Origin of the sequence: Proteus sp. G2673 (assembly GCF_009915125.1) — a bacterium.
Taxonomy (GTDB): Bacteria; Pseudomonadota; Gammaproteobacteria; order Enterobacterales; family Enterobacteriaceae; genus Proteus; species Proteus penneri.
The window spans coordinates 206284-226922 of the sequence record NZ_JAABLT010000024.1; the positions used below are offsets into that span (position 1 = coordinate 206284).

The window sequence follows — 20639 nt, forward strand, 5'->3', positions numbered from 1 at the left end:
GATTAACTTGGTAATAAACCACGAGACGCTAAATCGTCTGCAATATCTTGTAATCCAAGGCGAACTAACGTTTCTTTTGTTGGGCAGCCTAACTGCGGATCCCAGCCCATTTCTTCATAGAACATGGTGAGAGAAAGCTGCATGTCTTCTCTGTCCATTTTGTCTGTACCTTCGGTAAAGACAGGAATATCGGGATCTTTATCGAATACCCATGAACAGATCTGGTCGTGCTCATTACGCATATCCATGGTATTCATTAATTTAACGGTATAAGCGCGGTGTAGCGTAAAGATACGCTCTGAGGCTAAATCCAGATCTTTAGAGGTTGTTGGTTCACCCGTGATAGCGGTAAAGAATTTAGCCTCCATTTCTAAGTCGCCACGATAATTACGGCTCTTATGAGGTGAAACCGTCATTGGCCAAACCCAGTTACATAAGGTGACTGCATCGTGTAAGCAACTACGCAAAATTGTCCATTTGGTGTAAGCAATTTTGGCTTTATTGATTGGTGTATAGTTTTTGGTTTCATCAAAAGCATCACCAGAACCAAATAGCTCACCTGCAATCTCTTTTTGTAGTTTCAGAGGTAAACCGCTGCCGATATAGTTGATATGGGTATGTGTCATCGCATCACGATTAAACATACAGTTAACGATAGAACCAACTTGGGCAGAGGCTTCATTGGCGTGATGAATAGGGAAACCCATTGGTGACCAAAGTTTATTTTTCTTGTTCGCCCAATACTCTTCACCTAAGTTCCAGCGTTGCGCAATGAGGTAAGAGCCATCAGCGAGGTGACTAAATTCACCTTTACGGTGCGCTAAGCGATAATAGAAATCTTTGATAAATTCAGGATCACCTTCTTCAAGCTTATCCCAAGGAATATCATTATATTCCTCTTCAGAAAGAACGCGTTTAAAGACACCATGGGTATAACAATAAGTGAAGTCACGATGAAGTTGGCCGTAGTTACACCATAAACCCATATCATCAAAAATATTCAGGCCAACAAGGTTACCAACGACGTTACCATCTCCTTTTTTCTCTACATCTTTAGGGCCATTAGGGAAGATAGTTGTATGAACGAAGTTAGCAACACAAGTGTTTCCGCCTGTTTGCGGCACACCAAATTTTTTCGCTTGTGGCACGTTAAGTTGCGCCATACAGCGAATAGGGCAAGAGTGGCATCCTCCCATTTTTACGGTGTATTCTTCTGCTTCTGGTCCTAAGTCAAAAGTCGATTTCATGGTTCTGAAACCAACAGTATTGATGTCACCAGGAGGGATTTCACCCGTTTCAATTGGGCCACCTTCAGCAGCGCCCCAATACAGTCCTTTACGTGCATTCCAGCGAGAGCCAGGATGTGAATATTCAGCCCATGATTGTGGGGTACTTGGTACAACGTGGTTGTTATTAGAGCCAATGAGTTGCGTCATCATATAGTCGTTAAGTTCTTTTAACGCTTTACGGTCTGCAACATTCACGCCTCGACTACCTTCAACAACAATGGCTTTTAATTTTTTAGCGCCTAATACAGCCCCAATCCCCGCACCACCACTGTGGTTACGGCTATTAATGATGCCAGATAAAGGTACGAGATTTTCACCCGCCGGACCTATGGCTGCGACACAAGCCTCAGGACTTGTTTGAGCACATAATTCTTCTGTCGTTTGGCGAACGCCTTTACCCCATAAGAAAGAGGCGTCTTGAATAGAGACTTGGTCATCGTCAATATGGATCCAAGCAGGCTTATCTGATTTACCTTCAATAATCAGAGCGTCATAGCCAGCAAATTTCATCCATGCGGCAAAAAAGCCTCCCATATGGGCATCAACGACAAGATTGCCACGAGTAAAGGTGGAAAGAGAGGTGATATTGACGCGTGAGCTACAAGGTGCCCCTGATCCTGTTAGAGGGCCTACTGCGAAGACAATTTTGTTTTCTTCATCAAAAGGTTTAACCCCAGGGCCCACTTCGTCGTACATAATTTTGTAGCCAAAGCCCATACCACCAATTAAGGATTTAAATTTACTTGAGCTTTCACGAGTGATGGCACCGGTAGTTAAATTGATTCTTAGAATATTTCCAGTCCAGCCGTTAATCATAATATTGCTTCCTAATCTAAATGTGGTTCAGTGATGTGATTGCCTGGATTTATTAAACAGTAATTTCTTTCCATTCAATGATTTGCAACGCACCTGTTGGGCACGCTGATGCACACTCACCACATAAATTACATTTGCCGGATTTTTTAGTTTGTGGGTTGACGGTTGCCATCATCCACGGACAAGCTGTTGTACAGGCGGCACAACCAATACAACGACGTGTATCAACGACAATACAGCCGAACTCTTCTTGATAACGGATAGCTTTTACTGGGCAGACCTTCATACATTCGGGATCTTTACATTGGCGGCAAGTGTCTGTTGTAAAGTTTAAATCGCCATAAAGCCCACCACCGGAGCCAATACCTTTATCACCAAAATAAAAATGACGATGGATTTTTGTACGAGAGAAGAATGAGCCTACACTGCCATCATTCCATGTTGTACATGCGGTTTCACAACGGTGACAACCCGTACAACGTGCTCTATTAGTCACTAAAACACCTTTAGGTGTAGTGGTTAGCTGAATAATGCCGCTGTCTATTTCTTCTTGCTTACAACCTAAAAGAGAAAGCAATGCGGGTGCGATTGTGATCCCTGCCAGCCCTTTACCGGATATTCGCAGAAACTCTAGTCTTGATAGCCCAATATCTAAGATTGGACGATGATGTGTATCAGACATTAATATTTATCTCCGCTTAACTAATTTAATAAGAAATAAGTTGTGATGATAAATTATTTATTTATCCGCTTGCTTTATCGTTATATAAAAAAGATAATAACGATGTAGTTAAGGGATATATTATTTATTTCAACTATTTTTATGATAAAAATACATTGTGGTGAAATGTTAAATATTTGTATTTACAATGTGTTATCTCCATTTTTTACGTATTTTTCATTATCCTCTTTGATAGTGTGGTTATTAGAAAATTAATACTGTGACAGCTATCATAGAAATAAAAATAGCGAGTGTTATTAAATTTTATTTAATTAAATGATTATTGTTTTTATCTGTAATTACGAAAGAGAATAACTACCATTTATATATATTCTATTATTGAAATTAAATTAAAGGTGGTTTGTTCTTATATTTTATCTAATATTATTATTTAAATAATAAATTGATATTAAATGTTAATTATTTATTTAATCAAAATCTGGTGTTGATTATTATTAATAGAAAAATATATGAATAAATTGTAAAACCATGACTAGATCATTTTTATAAAAAAAGAAACCTTATCTAATCAAGACAAGGTTTCTTTTATCATTTGTATCATGTGATTTTATGGTTAGTAACCCACGGCTTTACCAGCAGGGCGGCGAACATCATTTGAACCATAGAGATAACCTTCACGCACTGCACCAGAAACAGCTGAATCGTTACCTGATGAAGCTGAGAGAACACCCTCTTCCCCAGGGAGTCCGACCATAATCAATTCAGCTGCTCCCCATGGGGTTTGTTCTACCATTTTATATCCCATGGCAGAGAGTTTTTCTAACGTGTCTTTTGATAATCCTCGTTGCTCATAATAAACCTCATCTGGTAGCCATTGATGGTGGATGCGAGGGCTATTAACCGCTTCTTGTGGGGGCATACCAAACTCAATAATATTTAGCGCAGTTTGTAAGGTTATTGAAATAATACGAGAACCTCCTGGAGATCCTAAAATAAGGAAAGGTTTACCTTCTTTAGTCACAATCGTTGGGCTCATTGAGGAGAGTGGACGTTTTAATGGTGCGATACTATTGCGTTCACCTTGTACTAAACCATAGAGATTTTTTTCCCCCACTTTAGTGGTGAAATCATCCATTTCATTGTTAAGGAAAAATCCGGTTCCTGGTGCGATGACAACAGCACCAAAACGACCATTAATCGTATAAGTGGTTGAAACGGCATTACCCTCTTTATCTATAACAGAATAGTGTGTTGTTTCAGGACTTTCATGAGGTGCAATACCGGGTTGTACCTTTTCTGATGGCGTGGCTTTATTTGGTTTAATTTGTTGGCGTATTTCTGTGGCGTAGGCTTTACTTAATAACTTTTCTGTTGGATTTTTAATAAATTGAGGATCACCAAGAAACGTATTTCTGTCCATATAAGCATGACGCATTGCTTCCGTTAGAGTATGAACATATTCAGCTGAATTAAAGCCCATTGATTTAAGATCATAACCTTCCAAAATATTCAGTGTTTGGCAGATAGTGACGCCGCCTGAACTTGGCGGTGGCGCAGAAATAAACTCATAGCCTCGGTAAGTACAGGTGATAGGTTGGGTTTCGGTGATAGTAAAATTAGCAAAATCTTCTTGAGTTAACAGACCATTATGTTGTTTTGACGCTTCTTCAACTTTTTTAGGGATTTCTCCTTGGTAAAATGCATCATCACCTTGGTTTGCAATTAGTTCAAGTGTATTGGCTAAGTCAGTTTGAATTAGACGATCACCCGGCTGCCATGGCGTTCCATCTGGTTTTAAGAAAATTTTTGCAGATTCGGGATCTTGTTTGAAGCGTTCTGTTGTTGTTTCTAACACATCAGTATCAGCTCGCGTTAAAATATAACCTTCTCTTGCAAGTTTAATGGCTGGTGCCATAACATCTTGGCGAGATAGCGTACCGTATTTCTCTAATGCTGAATTCAATCCTTTTACTGTACCTGGTACCCCTGACGCAAGATAACCGTATAGACTGGCATCTTTAACTAAATTTCCGTCTTTATCTAAATACATATTTTTAGAAGCAGAGGCGGGGGCGGTTTCCCTAAAATTGATAAAGGTATTTGTGCCATCAGCAAGGTGTATTGTCATAAAACCACCGCCACCAATATTGCCACAACAAGCATTTACCACCGCTTGTGCATAACCCACAGCAACGGCAGCATCAATGGCATTCCCTCCTTTTTGTAAAATATCATTTCCGACTTGAGAGGCTAAATGTTGAGAAGAGACAACCATACCTTGTTGTGCTTCAACCGCGGGTTCATAGGCGGCATAGAGTGCAGGTGAAAAAAGTGTGGTAAGTAACAGCAGGTGAGTTTTTTTTATAGTGATCATCATTATCTCCGTTAATAACAGGGAGTTATCTTGCGTAAAGACAAATAAAAATAAGTGTATACACGCTGTTATTAACACGAGTTAACAATTGCGTAACAATAAGTATAGAAAGAGGTTATTGATGAGGAGAATTTTTTTTGATGTGATGATCACAAAACTATCTTTAAGCAGGTAAACAATAAGCTTATGTATTACTAGTTGCAGTAATAAATAAAGTTGATAAGAAATGAGTAGAGAGTAGATAAGTGCTGAATAAACAAAAAAGCCTGTTTTCACAGGCTTTTAGAAATATAGTAGCTTACTGAAATATTACAGTTTGCCAGAGTTTGCTTTCAGGTATTTAGCTACGCCATCTGGAGATGCGCCCATACCTTCTTGACCTTTTTCCCACTGTGCTGGGCAAACATCGCCGTGCTCTTCGTGGAATTGCAGTGCGTCAACCATACGGATCATTTCATCAATATTACGACCTAATGGCAGATCGTTAACCACTTGGTGACGAACAACGCCTTCTTTGTCAATTAAGAATGAACCACGTAGTGCAACGCCCGCTTCTGGGTGTTCGATGCCGTAAGCTTTGATGATGTCATGTTTGATATCAGCAACCATTGGGTATCTAACTTCACCAATACCACCATCATCAATTGGGGTTTTACGCCATGCGTTATGAACAAATTCTGAGTCCATAGAAACGCCGATGATTTCAACACCACGTTTTTGGAACTCTTCAAAACGGTGATCGAATGCAATCAGTTCTGAAGGGCAAACGAAAGTGAAATCCATTGGCCAGAAGAAAATAACGGCAGGTTTGCCTTTGATAAATGAATGCAGGTTGAAATCATTAACAATTTCGCCATTACCTAAAACGGCAGCAGCTGTGAAATCAGGGGCTTTGCGAGTAACCAGAACCATAATGTACTCCTGTAGATTGAAAGAGTTAAGGGTATTTATACTCGTCATACTTCAAGTTGTAGCGTTGTTGACTTCGTTCATTCGCACTAGTCACATACTTTTGTATGCTCCTAGTGACTCATTCACTTGTCGCCTAGCTATACTTCGAATTATTTAGAGTGTGTACCCTGTTTTTAAATGATGCATACAGCATAAATAATCAATCGCTATTGATAAAGTTAATCAGAACAATCTATTTGATAGATTATAGTTATCAACTTAATACAATAAAGTAGGATTATTTATGACTCCTTGTATAACGATTCATTCTAATCAACTTTGGAAATGAATACTATGCTTGTTAACAAATCGTTACGAATAATATGATAAATTGACTTACTATCCCTTTGATATATCAAATGTAATCCTACAATATGACAAAAAGATGAAACTCAAAGTGGTAGTCAAATGTATCAGTCATCAAGTTGGTGATGTTGTGCTCTTTCTAGCAATTGTGGATAAAACTGCCAAAAAATCTCACTTAATTCATTGTAATGTGTTTCAAGTACAATATAAGAGCCTTCAAGTGCACTTAATCGTGGTCTTCTTCTCGCCATTCCTTTCAATGTTTGAGCAATATAGGCTTTGTCTGCGTAACGAATTAACCAAGATTGTGACCACAAATATTCGTTGAGCTCTTGGAATTTTTCAGGTGTTTGCCATAAATCAGGCTCAATAATATTTCGGGTTTGGGTGACAAATTTAGTTAAGGGGATATCTGGTTCGAATGTTGACCAATTTAAAGAAAGAAAATGATCCCAAAAAACATCTAATGTTATAGGGGCGACTCGACGATATTCAGCAGGGAACAACAGACGTGCTTGTTTAACTAACGGGTGAGTATCGGTGAGTACATCAATACGTCTATGCATACGAATGCCCTCAATAACAGCTTGGCTGTAATCAGAGCTAGGCGTGCCTTTGACGTAATCTGCCATCATATTACCTAATAGAGAGCTTTTTGCCCTAAAGGCGAGATGTAAGTGAGCAAGATAATTCATCACATCATCATAGCGCTTTTTGAATAAAAAAGGGCTTCTTTGTTGCACTGATAAGCTGGCAGCACTAGACTAGTCCGCCTGTTTTTTATGAAAGTAGTCGTTTAATTATGCGTGTATCAGACTTTACATTTGAATTGCCAGAGGCCTTGATTGCTCACTATCCACAACCTCAACGCAGTGGTTGTCGTTTGCTCTCGTTAGAAGGCGAGACTGGTGCTTTATCACACGGTATTTTTACCGATGTGTTAGATAAAATAAATGCTGGTGATCTGCTGGTTTTTAATAATACTCGGGTGATCCCTGCGCGTATTTATGGCCGTAAAGCGTCAGGGGGCAAAATTGAAGTGTTGGTTGAGCGTATGCTTGATGAACATCGTGTTCTTGCTCATGTTAGAGCTTCTAAATCACCGAAAGAAGGTGCTGCGCTTGTACTAGGTGAAGATGAAAGTGTACAAGCAACTATGGTTGCACGTCATGATACACTTTTTGAAATTCGCTTTGATGATGAAAGAGATGTTCTTACCATCTTGAATAGCATTGGGCATATGCCGTTACCTCCTTATATTGATCGTCCTGATGAAGAATCGGATAAAGAGCTTTATCAAACGGTTTATAACGAGCGCCCAGGTGCCGTTGCTGCACCTACTGCAGGGTTGCACTTTGATGAACCATTACTTCAAGCCTTAAAAGAAAAAGGCGTTGAGATGGCTTTTGTCACACTGCATGTTGGTGCAGGAACTTTCCAACCTGTACGTGTTGATAATATCGAAGAACACACAATGCATTCTGAATACGCAGAAGTACCACAAGACGTGGTTGATGCGGTATTAGCGTGTAAAGCACGCGGCAATAGAGTGATTGCGGTGGGAACAACCTCTGTTCGCTCATTAGAAAGTGCAGCGAAAGCAACAAACGATGCGTTAATTGCTCCTTTCTTTGATGATACTCAAATCTTTATTTATCCTGGCTACCAATACCAAGTTATTGATGCGTTGATTACTAATTTCCATTTACCAGAATCAACATTAATCATGCTGGTTTCTGCTTTTGCTGGGTATAGAAATACCATGAATGCATATAAAGAGGCTGTTGAACAAGAGTATCGTTTTTTCAGCTATGGTGATGCGATGTTTATTACGCGTAATCCTTTAGCTATCAATGAAAAAGTCGGACAAGAATAAAGATTTATTATTCTTTTTAACGATTTTCTTCATTTTATGAAGTGTTATTTCAATTTTATGGATTAATCCCTTTGACTAAGCACGGTTTTTTGTTGAAGTAACATATACAGCTGTCTAACAAATGATTAGAATATGCTGTTTTTTTATTGCGCATTGGACTGTTTTTCTGATGCTTGGAGGATGAGTGAAATACGAATTAGACAAAACCGACGGTAATGCTCGCCGCGGTCGCCTTATTTTTGAACGTGGTGTTGTTGAAACACCCGCATTTATGCCTGTGGGTACTTACGGCACAGTAAAAGGAATGACACCTGAAGAAGTGAAAGCAACAGGTGCGCAAATTCTTTTAGGTAACACTTTCCACTTATGGTTACGCCCTGGTCAAGAAATCATGAAGTTACATGGTGATTTACATGATTTTATGCAATGGCAAGGCCCTATTTTAACAGACTCAGGCGGTTTCCAAGTCTTTAGTTTAGGTGCGATGCGTAAAATTAAAGAAGAGGGTGTTCATTTCCGTAACCCAATTAATGGCGAAAAGATTTTCTTAAGCCCAGAAAAATCAATGGAGATCCAATACGATTTGGGTTCTGACATTGTGATGATTTTTGATGAGTGTACGCCATATCCTTCAGATTGGGATTACGCAAAAAACTCAATGGAGATGTCATTACGTTGGGCTAAACGTAGTCGTGCGCGCTTTGATGAACTCAATAACAAAAATTCATTATTCGGTATTATTCAAGGTGGCGTTTACGAAGATTTACGTGATATCTCAGTAAAAGGGCTAGTCGAAATTGGTTTTGACGGTTACGCTGTCGGCGGCCTTGCAGTCGGTGAGCCTAAAGAAGATATGCACCGTATTTTAGAGCATGTCTGCCCTCAAATTCCTGCGAATAAACCGCGTTATTTAATGGGTGTGGGTAAACCAGAAGATTTAGTTGAAGGCGTTCGTCGTGGTATTGATATGTTTGACTGTGTTATGCCAACACGAAATGCACGAAATGGTCATCTGTTTGTAACCGATGGTGTCATTAAAATTCGTAATGCAAAACATCGCTCTGATACATCAACGCTTGATGAACATTGTGACTGCTATACCTGTAAAAATTATAGCCGTGCTTATTTACATCACCTTGATCGTTGTAACGAAATTTTAGGTGCAAGGCTGAACACTATCCACAACTTGCGTTATTATCAACGCTTGATGGCTGAAATTCGTCAGTCTATTGAAGATTCGCGTTTTGAAGAGTTTGTACACGAATTCTACGAACGTATTGGAAAACCTGTCCCACCGCTAAATGGCAGTGCGACTAAGTGTGAATAATGTATACGAGAAAGCCCAATTCTGTGTATGATATTGGGCTTATAACTTGAATATCGTCGATATCGACAACAATGAGGAAAAGTGAATGAGTTTTTTCATTTCTGATGCTGTTGCTTCTGCTGGACAAGCAGCACCTGAAGCTAGCTTTATGTCTATTTTACCGATGTTAGTGATCTTTATTCTGATTTTCTATTTTATGATCCTACGTCCACAGCAAAAACGTACTAAAGAACATCGTAAACTGATGGATTCTATTGGTAAAGGTGATGAAGTTTTAACGACGGGTGGTTTAATTGGTCGTGTTGTTAAGGTTTCAGATAACGGCTATATCGTTGTTGCTCTGAATGAAACAACTGAAGTAACTATCAAACGTGACTTTGTTGCCGCTGTATTACCTAAAGGCACAATGAAAGCTATTTAATAACATTTCCCCAAAGGGAAAAGGGAACTGCCGTGCTAAACCGTTATCCTTTGTGGAAGTACCTGATGTTGATAGCCGCTATCCTCATCGGTCTGCTTTACGCACTTCCTAACCTATATGGTGAGGATCCGGCTGTTCAAATCACTGGCGCGCGGGGAACCGCCGCCAATGAGCAAACACTGGATCAAGTTCGATCTTTATTAGATAAAGAAAACATTGAAGCGAAATCTATTGCACTTGAAAACGGTGCAATTTTAGCTCGTTTCGGTAACCCTGATATTCAGTTACGTGCTCGTGAAGTGTTGTTGCCTGCATTAGGCGACCAGTTCATTGTTGCACTTAACCTTGCACCGGCAACGCCAAAATGGTTAGAAGCCATTGGCGGTGAGCCGATGAAACTGGGGCTAGACTTACGTGGTGGTGTTCACTTCCTGATGGAAGTCGATATGGAAACTGCGTTAGGTAAACTTCAAGAACAAAATGTTGAAAGTTTGCGTACATTATTACGCGATGAAGGCATTCCGTATTCTTCTATCCGTAAAACGGATAACTATGGCGTTGAAATTCGTTTCCGTAACTCGGATGATCGCTCTAAAGCTTCAGATTACCTGGCTCGTCGTAACCAAGATCTCATTTTCAGAGATGGTGCTAATAACTCATTAAGAGCTATTTTTACTGATGAACGTTTACGTGATGCGCGTACTTATGCAGTACAGCAAAATATTACTATCTTACGTAATCGTGTTAACCAGTTAGGGGTTGCTGAGCCATTAGTTCAACGCCAAGGTGCTGACCGAATTGTTGTTGAATTACCGGGTATCCAAGATACCGCACGCGCTAAAGAAATTTTAGGTGCGACAGCAACATTAGAATTCCGTTTAGTCAATACCAGCGTTGATCCTTCTGCTTTAGAAACAGGCCGTATTCCGGGCGACTCAGAAGTGAAATATACCCGTGAAGGTAGACCAACTATTCTTTATAAACGCGTTATTTTAACGGGTGACCACATTACCGACTCAACTTCTCAGGCTGATGAATATGGTCAACCTCAAGTGAATATTTCACTTGATAGCGCGGGGGGTTCTATCATGTCTAACTTTACGAAGGACAACGTCGGTAAACCGATGGCAACACTGTTCGTAGAGTATAAAGACAGCGGTAAACGTGATGAGAATGACCGTGCTGTATTGGTTAAAAGCGAAGAAGTTATCAACGTTGCGAATATTCAGAGTCGTTTAGGAAATAGTTTCCGTATTACGGGTATTTCAAATGCGAATGAAGCACGTCAATTGTCTCTGTTATTACGTGCTGGTGCGTTGATTGCACCTATTCAAATCGTTGAAGAAAGAACGATTGGTCCAACTTTGGGTCTGCAAAATATTACCCAAGGTTTAGAAGCGTGTTTATGGGGACTGATTGCGTCTGTTGCCTTTATGATAATTTATTATCGTAAATTTGGTGTGATTGCGAGTACTGCATTAATGGCAAACTTAGTGTTAATCGTTGGGGTAATGTCACTATTACCAGGCGCAACACTGACCATGCCGGGTATCGCGGGTATCGTCTTAACACTTGCCGTCGCTGTCGATGCCAACGTACTGATAAACGAACGTATCAAAGAAGAGCTACGTAATGGTCGATCAGTACAGCAAGCAATCCATGAAGGTTATAAAGGCGCCTTCTCCAGTATTATTGATGCGAACTTAACCACATTGATTACAGCGGTGATCCTTTATGCAGTCGGTACCGGCTCAATTAAAGGCTTTGCTATCACAACTGCAATCGGGGTTGCAACATCCATGTTTACCGCTATCGTCGGTACTCGTGCGATTGTAAACCTGCTGTATGGTGGTAAACGCATTAAGAAACTGTCTATTTAAGGAGCACGTTGTGGCACAGGATTATACTGTTGAACAATTAAACCATGGTCGTAAAGTCATTGACTTTATGCGTTGGGACAACGTTGCCTTTAGTATTTCGATTCTGCTTTTGATAGCTTCAATCGCTATCATTTCTATGAAAGGATTTAACTGGGGACTGGATTTTACAGGTGGCACAGTAATTGAGATCAATCTCAGTCAACCTGCCGACCTTGATAAAATGCGTGATAGCCTAGATACAGCTGGCTTCAAAGATCCTCTGTTACAAAACTTTGGTAGCAGTCGCGATATTATGGTGCGTATGCCTCCTGTTGAAGGACAGGCTGGTCAAGAATTAGGTAAGAAAGTTATCGATGTTATCAATGCTGAAGTTGATAACGATGCGGTGGTAAAACGTATTGAGTTTGTTGGGCCAAGTGTGGGGAGTGAATTGGCTCAAACAGGTGCAATGGCGTTGTTATCCGCACTTATCTGTATTCTTATCTATGTTGGATTCCGTTTTGAGTGGCGTTTAGCATTGGGTGCGGTTATTGCACTTGCGCATGACGTGGTGATCACACTTGGTGTGCTTTCACTGTTCCACATAGAAGTTGACTTAACCATTGTCGCATCATTGATGTCTGTTATTGGTTACTCACTGAACGATAGTATTGTTGTATCAGACCGTATTCGTGAGAATTTCCGTAAGATTCGTCGAGGAACACCATATGAAATTATGAACGTTTCTCTTACACAGACATTAAGCCGTACCATCATGACATCAGCAACAACATTATTGGTTGTATTAATGCTGTATATCTTTGGTGGTTCAATGCTTCAGGGCTTCTCTTTAGTTATGTTAATTGGTGTTTCAATCGGTACTATTTCTTCTATTTATGTGGCTTCTGCATTAGCACTTAAAATGGGAATGAAACGTGAACACTTGATTGTACAAAAAGTGGAAAAAGAGGGTGCCGATCAGACAACACTCTTACCATAATAGAGCGTTTTCTGATAAAACATCGCAAACACCCTGCCAGTGTATACTGACAGGGTGTTTTTTGTTCACTGAACAGGTACACTGTTTATGAGTATTGTCAAAAGTAGGAATAACTATGCATTGCCCATTTTGTGGAGCCGTAGATACCAAGGTAATTGATTCCAGACTGGTTGGTGATGGTTCACAAGTGCGCCGTCGTCGCCAATGTCTTGTCTGTCATGAACGTTTTACTACCTTTGAAGTAGCAGAGTTAGTGATGCCTCGTGTTGTGAAAAGTGATGAAATACGTGAACCTTTTGATGAAGAGAAACTTCGTCGAGGTATGCTTAAAGCATTAGAAAAGCGTCCAGTGAGTTCAGATGATGTTGAAGCTGCGATAAGCCATATCAAATCACAACTAAGAGCGACGGGCGAAAGAGAGATCCCCTCAAAAGAAATTGGCAATTTTGTTATGGAACAGCTAAAGAAACTCGATAAAGTAGCTTATATTCGCTTTGCTTCTGTTTATCGTAGTTTTGAAGATATCCGTGATTTTGGTGAAGAAATTGCAAAATTACAGGATTAATACATTAATTCAGCGCTTTATTTAATGATTTGAAAAATAACGATAAATAATAAAATTACATGTAATTATTATGATAAATAACAACAGCAACAATTCAAGTGAAAATGAAAGCCTGCATGATGAACACTATATGCGTCGAGCCATTGAGCTCGCAGCATTAGGTCGTTTTACAACATCGCCTAATCCTAATGTGGGGTGTGTGATTGTAAAAGAAGGGGAGATTGTTGGTGAAGGTTATCATCATCATGCTGGTGGTCCTCATGCTGAAGTCAACGCGTTAAAAATGGCAGGAGATAAAGCAAAAGGGGCAACAGCTTATGTTACGCTTGAGCCTTGTAGCCATTTCGGTAAAACACCACCTTGCGCTGATGCTTTGATTAATGCAGGGGTAAAACGCGTTGTTGCTGCGATGCAAGATCCTAATCCTCAAGTTGCAGGTCGTGGATTGCATAAATTACTATCAGCGGGCATTGATGTCTCACATGGCATATTAATGCAAGAAGCTGAAAAACTGAATGTTGGTTTTTTTAAACGAATGAGAACAGGCTTTCCCTACATTCAGTTAAAATTAGGTGCATCTTTAGATGGTAAAACGGCGTTAGCATCAGGTGAAAGTCAATGGATAACCTCTAAAGCATCTCGTCGAGATGTACAAAATTTCCGAGCTCAAGCTAGTGCTATTTTAACAACAAGTGCAACAGTGCTTGCTGACAACCCTTCTATGAATGTACGTTGGGATGAGCTTTCAGATGAAATTAAAGCGCTTTATCCTGAAGAAACGCTACGCCAACCTATTCGCATTGTTGCTGATAGCCAAAATAGAGTGACTGAAAATCATAAAATCACTCAAATTGAAGGCGAATGCTGGCTGGCGCGCACAAAATTACAGCCAAGTGACTGGCAAGGCAATGTATCAGAGATCTTATTACCAACGAATGGCAAAAATAGTGGTGTGGATTTAGTTTTATTAATGATGCAATTGGGTAAACGCAATATCAATACCGTATGGGTTGAAAGTGGGGCGCATTTTGCTGGCGCATTATTAGAAGCCGGACTTGTTGATGAACTTATTATCTATATCGCACCTAAAATTTTAGGGGATGATGCACGAGGTTTATTTGCACTTTCTCCCCTTTCATCATTATCCGAAGCACCTGAATTTACAGTAGATTCTCTTCAACAGATTGGCTCTGATATTAGAGTTTGTTTAAAACCTCGTTATTAATAGACGCAAATAAGTGTGTCTACGGCGCTATTTGTAGTAAAATGGCGCCGTGTGTGTTATTTCCTGTCGTTACGACATCGTTATCAGCCAACTAAATGCCTTGATTTATCAAGGGTTTTTGGCTCCTTTACTGTGTAATAATAAAACAGAGCGCAGAAAAGGAAAGAATATGATAAAATCCGCGCCCCGCGGATAGGAGAAAAAGGTAACCTATGAACGTAATCAAAGGTGTTGTCGCGGCGCCAAACGCACGCGTAGCAATTGCAATTGCCCGTTTTAATAACTTTATCAATGACAGCCTATTAGAAGGTGCTGTTGATGCATTAGAACGTATTGGACAAGTTTCCTCTGAAAATATTACCGTCGTTTGGGTTCCAGGCGCTTATGAGTTGCCATTAACTGTTAAAGCATTAGCAGAAAGCGACAAATACGATGCAGTTATCGCACTAGGTACTGTTATCCGTGGTGGAACCGCACATTTTGAATACGTTGCTGGCGAATGTAGTTCTGGTTTATCTCAAGTTGCAATGCAAAGTGAGATCCCTGTGACTTTTGGTGTATTAACAACGGAAAGTATTGAACAGGCTATCGAACGCGCTGGAACTAAAGCGGGTAACAAAGGTGCTGAAGCGGCAATGACAGCACTTGAAATGATCAATGTACTTAAAGCCATAAAAGGCTAATCATCTGTTTTAACTTAAGGGGAATTTTGTGAAACCTGCTGCTCGTCGTCGTGCTCGTGAGTGTGCTGTGCAAGCTATCTACTCATGGCAATTATCCGGAAATGACATCGCGGATGTGGAATTGGAGTTTTTATCCGAGCAGGATACCCAAGGTGTAGATATTGCTTATTTTCGTGAGCTTTTAGTGGGGGTTGCCATTAATGCAACACGTTTAGATAAGGCGATGGAACCTTATTTATCCCGCCAACTCGAAGAATTAGGTCAAGTTGAAAAAGCAATTTTACGTTTAGCAATGTTTGAACTAAGCTTCCGTGAAGATGTTCCTTACAAAGTTGCGATTAACGAAGCGATTGAACTGGCTAAGGTATTTGGTGCTGACGATAGCCATAAATTTGTTAATGGCGTGCTTGATAAAGCTGCACCAACTGTACGTAAAAAATAATGTTTTTCACGTTTCCTTTATGGTAAATAATTCAAGGCCGGTAATTCCGGCCTTTTGTTTAATAAAGCTAGTCTAGTATGCATAGCTCAATAGGAAATAGATAATGCCTTGTGGTGAATTCTCCCTTATTAAGCAATATTTCACTTCACAGCCTGTAAAACGAAAAGATGTAAGTACAGGAATTGGGGATGATTGCGCAATATTGACGGTACCGGAAAAGCAACAAGTCGCTATTAGCACTGATACTTTAGTGAGTGGTATTCACTTCCTTCCTTCTATCTCACCTGAAGATTTAGCCTATAAAGCACTTGCTGTAAATATTAGTGATTTAGCTGCCGTTGGTGCAGATCCTTCTTGGGCTTCATTAGCGTTAACACTTCCTGATATAAACAGTGAATGGCTTGAGGCATTTAGTCGTTCTTTCTTTGCTTTGGCTGATTACTACGCGATCCAGCTAATTGGTGGTGATACCACTCGTGGTCCTTTAAGTTTAACGATTACCATACAAGGACTTGTACCGCAAGGAACGGCATTACTTCGTTCCGGCGCTAAAATTGGTGACTGGATCTATGTCACTGGGTTTTTAGGCGATAGTGCAGCGGGACTTGCTGTATTACAAAATAGATTACAACCAACAGAAAAAGAGCATAGTGATTATTTTGTTGCAAGGCATTTGCGTCCTCAGCCTCGTTTATTACAAGGTCAAGCATTGCGCCATTTAGCGACATCTGCGATTGATATTTCTGATGGGTTAATTTCAGACTTAGGTCATATTCTCACCGCAAGTGGTTGTGGGGCTCACTTAAATTTAGATGCATTACCTTATTCGCCAGCGATGAAAGCGCAAGTGAGTGAAGAACAAGCGGAGATTTGGGCATTAAGTGGTGGTGAAGATTATGAATTATGTTTTACGGTGCCAGAAATCAACCGTGGCGCGTTAGAGATTGCATTAGCACATACAGGCGCAGATTTTCATTGTATAGGGCAAATTATGCCGATCGCTGAAGGTATTCGTTATTTACGAGATGGTAAAGATGTTTACCCTAATCTTAAAGGGTTTGATCATTTCAGTGAGTCTGATCAGTAAGCCTATCTCAATTTAAAAGGCGCTCTATAAGCGCCTTTCAGAATGCGATAACATCTAGATATATCAACAAAGATAGTATCAATAATCTGTTATTCTTAGTTTTTCTTAACAAATTCAGATTTCAACTTCATTGGTCCAAAGCCATCAATTTTACAATCAATATTATGGTCGCCTTCCACTAAACGGATACCTTTTACTTTAGTACCAATTTTAAGCATGGTTGAGCTACCTTTGACTTTGAGATCTTTAATCACAGTTACTGAATCACCATCAGCTAATAGATTGCCGTTAGCATCTTTAACCACTAACTCATCGTTATCAATAACGGGTTCTTCATCGTTCCACTCGTGTGCGCATTCAGGGCAAACATACATTGCACCATCTTTATAGGTGTATTCTGAACTGCACTTAGGACAAGAAGGTAATGACATAATAATACTCTCAAATTTTATCAAAATGGGGAGTGATTAATCGTCACAATGAGGATAACACTTGCCCCATAAATTAAAGGACACATTATCGTTTAAGAGTGAAAAGTTCTAAGCAGTCTCCGAAGTGGTACTGCTTCTGATAATGTGAAAGGGCGACAGTATAATGGATTTGATGGAAATTTGCATCTTTCACCGGTTATGACATAACGAGAGAGGGAAAGTAGATTAGATATAGCGCGTTAAATAGAAAATAAAGACAAATAAAATTGATTTTAAATTTTACTTAACCACTTGATATAAAGGTAATAATTTTATAAATACAACTAAAAATAAATGCCCTCACCTTAAAAGAGAGCATTATCAATAATAGTGTTACTTTTCTTATTGTGATTTTACAAAGTTACTCACCGAACCACGTTCTATAAGTTTGGGTGTAAGTACCAGAACATTGTCTTTTGCATCGATATTTTCCATGCGATGTAATAATTGGCTGACAGCGAGTTTACCTAATTCATCTTTGGGTTGGTGGATCGTAGAAAGAGGAGGGATCATATAAGAGGCTAGGTCGATATCATCATAACCCATCACTGAAATATCATCAGGTACACGCAAACCTTTTTGATAAATAGCTTGATAAGCACCAACAGCCATCGCGTCATTACAGGTAAAAACAGCTTGTGGTAAGACAGAAAGTGAGAGTAATTTTTGCATTGCGCTAAATCCACCCGCAAATTCAAAATCGCTTGTTAACACAAACTCTTCTCGGATAGCTAATCCTGCTTTTTGCATTGCATTGTAATAACCTTGTAAACGATGTTTGGCAGGAAGTTTATCTTGAGGGCCTGCAATACACGCAATCTCAGTAAAGCCTTTTTTAATTAGATAATTGGTTGCAATTTCTCCCCCAAGCAGAGAGTTATCTTGAATAATATCGCCCCCATATTCAAAGGGAGACCAATCCATCATAACCATAGGTAAACGAGGATAACGATTTAGCACTTCATGAGAGGGCGCTCTGGCTTCTGTTGACATCAATAATAAGCCATCAACACGTTTTTGTAGCAATGTTTCAAGGCTACTATCCATGCGTTCGTAATCTCCTTCAGTGTTACACAAAATAAGGCTATAACCTTTTTCGTAACAACTGCGTTCAACGCCACGCACAACTTCTGCATAGAACGGGTTACTACTGGCTGTCACTAACATGCCAATAGTATGAGTACAGTTCATTTTTAAACTGCGTGCTAAAGCAGAAGGCGCGTAATTTAAGGTTTCGATAGCGTCGTTAACCTTTTTACGAATACCTTCACTAACATAACGATTGTTATTGATTACGTGAGAAACAGTTGATGTCGAAACGCCCGCCAAACGGGCGACATCTTTCATTGTTGCCAAAGTACTATGCTCGCTCTGCTAAAAATGATTCGATTTCATGACGCCAAGGAACAGAAGATTGCGCACCATGACGTGTAACTGCAATGGCAGCTGCTGCGTGAGCAAAACGGATAGCCTCAACGGAAGGTTTCCCTTCTAATATTGCAGTGACAAATGCACCGTTAAATGTATCACCTGCAGCAATGGTATCAACAGCATCGACACGAAATCCAGGAATTATCATGCCTTTTCCTTGTTCACTAAACCATACACCACGGCTACCCAAAGTGATAAGGACTTGCTTGATGCCTTTACGATGTAAAATATCGGCAGCTTTTGCCGCACCCGCTTCATCATGCACAGAAACGCCTGTTAATATTTCGGCTTCTGTCTCATTTGGAGTGATAACATCAATAAAACTCAGAAATTCATCAGATAAAGTTTGTGCTGGTGCGGGATTTAAAATGACTTTAGTTTGATGTGATTTTGCCAGTTTTGCGGCTTCAAAAACAGTCTCTAACGGTGATTCTAATTGCATCAGTAAGGCATCAGCGTGTTCAATAACATGATGATATTGCTCAAGATGTATAGGTGTTAGTGCACCGTTAGCACCTGCAATAATGCTAATTACATTTTCACCTTGCTCATTAACAAGGATCATCGCAACACCTGTAGGTGTTTGCGGAATAATACTAATTGCATCGATATGAATATTATCTGTGTTAAGTTGTGAGATTATCTCACTGCCAATCGCATCATCACCGACACAAGCAATAAAGGTAATATCGGCGCCACTGCGACCACAAGCAACAGCTTGGTTTGCACCTTTACCACCAAAGGCTATTTTGTATTGATGACCAATAATGGTTTCACCTGGTTTTGGAAATTGTGAAATATTCATAATGTGGTCAACATTAATACTACCTAGAACAGCAAGGCGAGGTGTTGTCATAGCCTTTATCCTTGTAAAAACGTGTTTTAATGATTAAAGCTACCACGGAGCAATATCACTCCGTGGCATTTATTGTTGTTATTGTTTAATAACTAACTCAAGTTCGACTGGGATTGTTGCATCCACTTTCTCACCTTTGAGAATTTTATCTGCAGTCTGAATGCCGATAATACCAATTTGATCTGGACGTTGAGCAATGGTTGCACCTAACATGCCACGGTTTACTGCTTTGATCCCATCATCTGTGCCATCGAAACCAACCACTAACACATCGGTACGACCAGCGGTTTGTAACGCACGTAATGCACCTAATGCCATTTCATCATTTTGTGCAAACACAGCTTGAACCGCAGGATACGCAGTTAACAGATTTTGCATCACGTTAAGACCTTTTGTACGGTCAAAATCAGCAGGTTGGCTTGCAAGTACATTCAGTTTATGGGCATCAACGGCTTGTTTAAAGCCTTCACCACGTTCACGAGATGCAGATGTTCCTGTGATCCCTTCGAGTTGAATAACTTTGGCATCATTAGCAACTTTCTCAGCAATATAATCACCTGCCATTTTACCACCAAGGCGGTTATCTGAAGCGACGTGGCTGACGACTTCACCTTTGTTGGCAACACGGTCTAAGGTGATCACTGGGATTTTGGCTTTATTAGCTAAAATAACTGCATTACCCACAGCATCTGAATCTGTTGGGTTAATAAGCATTAAACGTGTCCCTTTCACTGTCAGATCTTGCACGTTAGCAAGCTCTTTAGCTGGGTTGTCCATAGAATCTAGAACAACAAGGTCGTAGCCTAATCTATTTGCCTCTTTCTGCGCACTGTCTTTCATGGTGACAAAGAAAGGATTGTTAAGTGTTGAGATAACAAGCGCGATCGATTCTTTGGCAAATGCGTTGGCGCTGATTGTGGCGCTTAATGCAACAACAGAAAGAAGTGTCGCCATTTTTTTCAGTTTCATAATATAAGTT

General features: G+C 40.0%; 19 protein-coding genes. 10 read left to right on the top strand and 9 right to left on the bottom strand.

Going from position 1 to position 20639, the window contains the following annotated elements:
* Positions 1-2 precede the first annotated feature (2 nt).
* The 5 genes from GWI59_RS15955 to GWI59_RS15975 form a co-directional block, all read right to left on the bottom strand.
* Positions 3-2105 (bottom strand): aldehyde ferredoxin oxidoreductase, encoded by a 2103-nt coding sequence (locus tag GWI59_RS15955; RefSeq protein WP_006535142.1) that lies wholly within the window; start codon positions 2103-2105, stop codon positions 3-5.
* 52 nt (positions 2106-2157) lie between these two features.
* On the bottom strand, positions 2158-2787 hold the full coding sequence (locus tag GWI59_RS15960; RefSeq protein ID WP_006535141.1) for a ferredoxin-like protein: 630 nt from the start codon (positions 2785-2787) through the stop codon (positions 2158-2160).
* 613 nt (positions 2788-3400) lie between these two features.
* Positions 3401-5161 carry a gamma-glutamyltransferase gene (gene ggt / locus GWI59_RS15965; RefSeq protein ID WP_109399304.1) on the bottom strand — a complete coding sequence of 587 codons (1761 nt, stop codon included), beginning with the start codon at positions 5159-5161 and terminating at the stop codon, positions 3401-3403.
* Between the two features lie 309 nt (positions 5162-5470).
* Positions 5471-6073: a peroxiredoxin C gene (locus tag GWI59_RS15970; protein ID WP_006535139.1), complete on the bottom strand. Its 603-nt coding sequence runs from the start codon at positions 6071-6073 to the stop codon at positions 5471-5473.
* Between the two features lie 452 nt (positions 6074-6525).
* Positions 6526-7113 carry an acyl carrier protein phosphodiesterase gene (locus tag GWI59_RS15975; RefSeq protein ID WP_109847911.1) on the bottom strand — a complete coding sequence of 196 codons (588 nt, stop codon included), beginning with the start codon at positions 7111-7113 and terminating at the stop codon, positions 6526-6528.
* A 107-nt stretch (positions 7114-7220) separates the two neighbouring features.
* Here GWI59_RS15975 and queA point away from each other — a divergent pair, with 107 nt between their 5' ends.
* The 10 genes from queA (at position 7221) to thiL (ending at position 16903) form a co-directional block, all read left to right on the top strand.
* Positions 7221-8294, top strand: a complete 1074-nt coding sequence (gene queA, locus GWI59_RS15980; RefSeq protein ID WP_115065096.1) for a tRNA preQ1(34) S-adenosylmethionine ribosyltransferase-isomerase QueA — start codon at positions 7221-7223, stop codon at positions 8292-8294.
* A 184-nt stretch (positions 8295-8478) separates the two neighbouring features.
* Positions 8479-9621 (top strand): tRNA guanosine(34) transglycosylase Tgt, encoded by a 1143-nt coding sequence (gene tgt / locus GWI59_RS15985; protein ID WP_036911729.1) that lies wholly within the window; start codon positions 8479-8481, stop codon positions 9619-9621.
* A gap of 85 nt (positions 9622-9706) precedes the next feature.
* A complete protein-coding gene (gene yajC / locus GWI59_RS15990; RefSeq protein WP_006535133.1) occupies positions 9707-10042 on the top strand; it encodes a preprotein translocase subunit YajC in 336 nt (111 codons plus the stop codon).
* A 32-nt stretch (positions 10043-10074) separates the two neighbouring features.
* Positions 10075-11922: a protein translocase subunit SecD gene (secD, locus tag GWI59_RS15995; protein WP_109399302.1), complete on the top strand. Its 1848-nt coding sequence runs from the start codon at positions 10075-10077 to the stop codon at positions 11920-11922.
* Between the two features lie 10 nt (positions 11923-11932).
* Positions 11933-12901 (top strand): protein translocase subunit SecF, encoded by a 969-nt coding sequence (gene secF / locus GWI59_RS16000; RefSeq protein WP_072063687.1) that lies wholly within the window; start codon positions 11933-11935, stop codon positions 12899-12901.
* A 115-nt stretch (positions 12902-13016) separates the two neighbouring features.
* Positions 13017-13466 (top strand): transcriptional regulator NrdR, encoded by a 450-nt coding sequence (gene nrdR / locus GWI59_RS16005; RefSeq protein ID WP_006535128.1) that lies wholly within the window; start codon positions 13017-13019, stop codon positions 13464-13466.
* Positions 13467-13536: 70 nt separating this feature from the next.
* The gene (gene ribD, locus GWI59_RS16010; protein ID WP_006535127.1) at positions 13537-14691 is read left to right on the top strand and encodes a bifunctional diaminohydroxyphosphoribosylaminopyrimidine deaminase/5-amino-6-(5-phosphoribosylamino)uracil reductase RibD; all 1155 of its coding nucleotides are present in this window, start codon (positions 13537-13539) and stop codon (positions 14689-14691) included.
* Between the two features lie 212 nt (positions 14692-14903).
* Positions 14904-15374, top strand: coding sequence for a 6,7-dimethyl-8-ribityllumazine synthase (gene ribH, locus GWI59_RS16015; protein WP_023580887.1), 471 nt, complete (start codon positions 14904-14906; stop codon positions 15372-15374).
* A 28-nt stretch (positions 15375-15402) separates the two neighbouring features.
* A complete protein-coding gene (gene nusB, locus GWI59_RS16020) occupies positions 15403-15816 on the top strand; it encodes a transcription antitermination factor NusB (RefSeq protein WP_006535124.1) in 414 nt (137 codons plus the stop codon).
* Positions 15817-15919: 103 nt separating this feature from the next.
* Complete coding sequence (gene thiL, locus GWI59_RS16025; RefSeq protein WP_161725092.1) at positions 15920-16903, top strand: thiamine-phosphate kinase; 984 nt, start codon at positions 15920-15922, stop codon at positions 16901-16903.
* A gap of 95 nt (positions 16904-16998) precedes the next feature.
* Here thiL and GWI59_RS16030 read toward each other — a convergent pair whose 3' ends face one another.
* The 4 genes from GWI59_RS16030 to rbsB all read right to left on the bottom strand — a co-directional run bounded on the left by GWI59_RS16030 (position 16999) and on the right by rbsB (position 20629).
* Entirely contained in the window at positions 16999-17334 is a 336-nt protein-coding gene (locus tag GWI59_RS16030; RefSeq protein ID WP_161725094.1) for a zinc ribbon domain-containing protein YjdM, read from the bottom strand.
* A gap of 381 nt (positions 17335-17715) precedes the next feature.
* Positions 17716-18729 carry a ribose operon transcriptional repressor RbsR gene (gene rbsR, locus GWI59_RS16035; RefSeq protein ID WP_175304885.1) on the bottom strand — a complete coding sequence of 338 codons (1014 nt, stop codon included), beginning with the start codon at positions 18727-18729 and terminating at the stop codon, positions 17716-17718.
* A 4-nt stretch (positions 18730-18733) separates the two neighbouring features.
* On the bottom strand, positions 18734-19660 hold the full coding sequence (gene rbsK, locus GWI59_RS16040; protein WP_161669323.1) for a ribokinase: 927 nt from the start codon (positions 19658-19660) through the stop codon (positions 18734-18736).
* A gap of 78 nt (positions 19661-19738) precedes the next feature.
* Positions 19739-20629 carry a ribose ABC transporter substrate-binding protein RbsB gene (gene rbsB / locus GWI59_RS16045; protein ID WP_072063681.1) on the bottom strand — a complete coding sequence of 297 codons (891 nt, stop codon included), beginning with the start codon at positions 20627-20629 and terminating at the stop codon, positions 19739-19741.
* Positions 20630-20639 lie beyond the last annotated feature (10 nt).